At 70.1% G+C, this 314-nt stretch carries 1 protein-coding gene; it reads left to right on the forward strand.

Annotated elements, in window-relative coordinates:
- On the forward strand, nt 1–314 hold a 314-nt coding region (locus tag ACUXVE_RS20090), incomplete at both ends, for an L-threonylcarbamoyladenylate synthase (RefSeq protein WP_445515025.1).

Below are 314 nucleotides of genomic sequence, written 5' to 3' on the forward strand. Positions count from 1 at the left end.
GGAATGGCTCCAGGGACCGGCGCTCGCGGCGCTCGGGCTCGTCCTCGCCCGAGTCGGGCGGCCCAGGGGGAAGCACGCGGCGGTCTGGCTCGCCGGCGGCCTCGTCGCCTTTCCCACGGAAACCGTCTACGGCCTGGGCGCCGATGCGTCGAGCGCGGCCGCGATCGCGAAGCTCTACGCCGCCAAGGGCCGCCCTCCGGATCATCCGGTCATCGTCCACTTCAAGGATGCGGCCAGCGCTTTCGAATGGGCTGCAAGCATTTCTGAGGAGGCGAAAAAGCTCGCCGACAAATTCTGGCCGGGCCCGCTCACGC

The sequence above is a fragment of the Stenotrophomonas sp. 3(2025) genome (assembly GCF_052665395.1).